This is a genomic window from uncultured Bifidobacterium sp. (assembly GCF_945269915.1).
In the GTDB taxonomy this organism is placed as follows: domain Bacteria; phylum Actinomycetota; class Actinomycetes; order Actinomycetales; family Bifidobacteriaceae; genus Bombiscardovia; species Bombiscardovia indica.
This window is the reverse complement of sequence record NZ_CALYOY010000062.1, coordinates 1-3,779: the sequence shown is the minus strand read 5'-3', so window position 1 is coordinate 3,779 and position 3,779 is coordinate 1. Positions and strand designations below refer to the sequence as shown.

Sequence of the window (3,779 nt, the reverse complement as noted above, 5' to 3'; positions counted from 1 at the left end):
CGCGGACCAGGCCGATGCTGGTGATCATGGTGCCGATCAGGGTCATGATCAGGCCGATCAGTCCGGGAATCATGACGAAGGAGGTCTTCAGATCCGGATTGAAGAGGACGGTCACATTGTCCTTTCCGGCCTCGGTTGCACTCGCCTGGTCGGGAAGACCGGTTTCCGGTGCTTGGCCCTGGTCCAACTGCGGTGGGGTGGGTATGGGTGGGGCGGGCTGGCCCTGGGCCGCTGCGGCCTGTGCCCGGCTCTGGTAATCCTGCAACTGTTTCAGGTAGTCCTGCAGGCCCTGCCTCTCCTGCTGGACTACGGCCTTGCGGGATTTCATGGCCTGGGATCTGGTGGCGGCGATCTGGTCCTTGGTCTCCTCGGCATTCAGCTGGAGGAAGGTCCGTTTGGCGGACTGGGCGGCGAAGAGGCCGGAGCCATCAAGGTACACCCTGGTCCGGTTGGAGAGCAGGTCCTTGCCCTTGTCCTGCCGGTCCTCCCTGACGGCGATGACGGCATCGACCTTCCTGTCTCTGAGCAGGCGCGTGGCGTCCTCCTCGCCATGTCGCGTCGGATCCACAGTGACGATATCCATGCCGTCCTTGGCGGCGTCGAACCCCTTGACCTTCTCGGACACGGATTGGGCACCGTCGCCGATGACGGCAACGGAAATCCTGTCGACCGAGAAATTGGCGGCGTATCCGAAGATGAACAGGAGCAGGATGGGCATGGCTATCAGCATGGCAACCGTGCGCTTGTCGCGCATCAGCTCCCTGAATTCCTTGATGATCAACGCCTTCACGGCGCACCTCCTTTAGGGTGGCACACGGCGTGGTGTCTGTTCTTGTGGTCTAGCCGACACCGCCCGGTACCTGGGGAACCATGGTGCGGGAACACCATAATTCTTCAATCGGTGAATTACAGCATAGCACTTATTCCACACTTGGAGAATTATTGTGAACCTGCTAGACTTGCCGCGTGCAATATGACTCGTAAGGAGATGTGACCAGGATGACAGAGGAATCCATCCAAGGGGGGCAGATCCTGGAAGGGGCCGGGAAACCGGATGGGGATGCAAGGCCTGCATCAACCCCCCGTCACCGGCGTGGGCGACCCCCCGGCGGTGCGGAGTCCAGTGCCTATGAGGACATCCTGTCGGCCGCCAGGTACGAATTCTCGCGCAACGGTTACGACAAGGTGACGATGAGGGCCATAGCACGGCGTGCCGGATGCGATCCCAAGCTCATCCATTACTACTTTGGGGGGAAGGATGAACTCTTCACCAAGGTGGCGCGAAGCATCATCGGGGATAGCCACCTGATTGACTTTTTCATAGACCAGGACGCCAAGCGCGGCATGAAAGACGGCAGGTCCCTGGGGACCACGCTGTTGAGGGCCTTCCTCACCTTCATGGAGACCACCGAGCTGGGCGAAGCCTACCTGGCCCTGATCCGCAATGCCGGCCAGAACGAACACGTCCGTGATCTCATGGTTGCCCTGGTCCAGGGTGAACTGAACGGTGACCAGCTCAAGGCCATACGGACCGACAAGGTGGAAAAACGGATGGTGCTGGTGGGTTCACAGCTCCTCGGTCTGATTATGGTGCGGGATGTGTTTCGTGTGGAACCCCTGGCCTCCATGCCCGTGGCGACCGTGGCCAGGACCATCGGGCCCACCCTGGATCGGTATCTCTATGAGAAGCTGCCGATTTGATTCTGAACCGATGCCATGACAGGACTGTTCACATGCAGGGCTGACCGGCGGAACCGAAATGTGCCAGGCCCCATCATCAGTCCCCGTCGTTCGTGCCGCCTGCGTTGAAGTGGCGTTCGTCGTTCATGGTGGCGAAGTTCAGGCCGATGAGGATGCCACCGCCCACATAATTGCCCAGCATGGCCACGATGACCACCAGGATGGCTTTCAGAGCATTGACCTTGCCGAAGGTCCCCAGGATGAGGAAGAGGGCCGAGTCGGCGATGGAATGCTCGAAACCGCAGAAGGCGAAGACGAAGACGGCCACGACCATGATGATGCACTTGGTGAAATCGTTGGAGAGCTTGCCGTTGTAGACCATAAGCATGGCGATGTTGATGCAGAAGTTGCAGAGGATGCCGCGGACGAAGAGGTCGGCGAAGCCCATGAACCCGCCGGAGACATACCCGATCTTGGTCGAGGAGGCCGCGAGCATCTGTGCCATGGTCGGCCCGCTGACGATGGACGAGAACCGGACGATGACCGCCACGATCAGGGCTCCGATCAGGTTGCCCAGGAGGCAGAGGGCGAGTATCCGCAGGGAGGTCAGCCAGCCCAGGCGCTTGTGATAGGCACCGATGGTGACCACCATCATGTTGGAGGTCAGCAGCTCGGAGTTGGTGTAGTAGATCAGGACCAGGGCCCAGCCGAAGGTGGTGGCCGCCAGGACCTTGCCCGAGAGCATCAAACCGTGGTTGTCGGGATCCAGGCTGGCCTGGCCCATGATCACGAAGTAGGCCGTGAAGAAGATGCCTACGAAGAGGCCGGCCATGATGGCCCGTTGCAGGTACTTCCCGGTCAGGTCCCCGCTCATGGTCTTCTTGCTGTCGACCACATCCAGGACGGTGCTGATGAAGGCCCGCCCGGGGAAGAGGGGCTGGTCGCCCTTGGGGGATCCGGCGGCATCGACCCCGGCCTGGGAGGATATGGTCTCCCGCTTCTGCTCGTCACGGTCATCCCGGCCGACCCGGGTATTCGGTTGGGTCCGGCTTGCCAATTCGGTGATGGTTTGATCCGGGGGCTGATTCAGGTGCTTGCTCACGGGAACATTATGGCATCTCAGGATAAAGGACGGTGATATCCGGCGGGAATTGTGGGGGAGGTCACTTCTGTTCTTGGGGCCTGGCTTGGGCAATGGTGCGATCCGCGAGAGAGACGGAGCGAGTCGTATATAGGAAGGCCGGGCGATACCTCCTCGTCTGGGCCTTCCTCAAGCTGGTGTCCACGCCATGGTGTTCACGCAGGGATGCCTTACGTGGTGGCGCTTATACGGTCTTGCTTGCACGATTGCGGCGGCGGTCTCACTCGGTGCGCAGGGCCGTGGCCGGATCCTGCTTGGCCGCCTGCCGGGAGGGGATCAGGCCGCCGATCAGGGTCAGGGCAACACTCAGGATGATCAGTGCCACCCCTCCCGAGACGGGCAGGGCCGCATTGACCTCGTTGGTTCCCATGAAATGGTGCATGATGCTGTTGGCGGGCACAATCAGGAGGAGGGTGATGCCCACCCCCAGGAGACCGGCCAGAAGACCGATGATGCCGGTTTCGGCGTTGAAGACGTTGGAGACGTTGCGCTTGGAGGCGCCCATGGCGCGCAGGATGCCGATCTCCTTGGTCCGCTCCAGGACGGAGATGTAGGTGATGATGCCGATCATGATCGAGGAGACCACCAGGGAGACACCCACGAAGGCGATCAGGACGTAGGTGATGACGTTGATGATGGTGGTCACCGAGTTCATCATCAGGCCAACGTAGTCCGTGTAGACGATCTTGTTCTTTTCCGAGGCCTTGTCGTTGTAGTGCTTGATGGCATCGCCCACGGAGTTCTTGTTTTCGAAGCTGTCCGTGTAGATGCTGATGCGGGAGGGGGCGTTCCGGGAGATCAGGCCGAAGTCGCTCAGGTTGTCGGCGTAGGTGCCGGTGGAGACGTACTCGTTGTAGATGGCGACCAGGGCGTCTTGCGGTGCCGTGGCGATGTACTCGTCGAAGGCCTGGGCGGTCTGCTGTTCGGCCATGGCACTCGAGGCACCAGCCTGCCCGGC

At 60.9% G+C, this 3,779-nt stretch carries 4 protein-coding genes; 1 reads left to right on the top strand and 3 read right to left on the bottom strand.

The window, feature by feature from the left end; all coding sequences use genetic code 11:
* A partial coding sequence (locus Q0K62_RS07855; RefSeq protein ID WP_297317420.1) for an ABC transporter permease occupies positions 1–790 on the bottom strand: 790 nt, incomplete at its 3' end.
* Between the two features lie 209 nt (positions 791–999).
* Here Q0K62_RS07855 and Q0K62_RS07850 point away from each other — a divergent pair.
* Entirely contained in the window at positions 1,000–1,701 is a 702-nt protein-coding gene (locus Q0K62_RS07850; RefSeq protein ID WP_297317421.1) for a TetR family transcriptional regulator, read from the top strand.
* Positions 1,702–1,777: 76 nt separating this feature from the next.
* Here the strand turns inward: Q0K62_RS07850 and Q0K62_RS07845 are convergent, their stop codons facing one another.
* Together Q0K62_RS07845 and Q0K62_RS07840 are read right to left on the bottom strand one after the other, a co-directional pair.
* A complete protein-coding gene (locus tag Q0K62_RS07845; RefSeq protein ID WP_297317419.1) occupies positions 1,778–2,782 on the bottom strand; it encodes a formate/nitrite transporter family protein in 1,005 nt (334 codons plus the stop codon).
* Between the two features lie 259 nt (positions 2,783–3,041).
* Positions 3,042–3,779, bottom strand: a 738-nt coding sequence (locus Q0K62_RS07840; protein ID WP_297317418.1) for an ABC transporter permease, incomplete at its 5' end; no start/stop codon positions are given.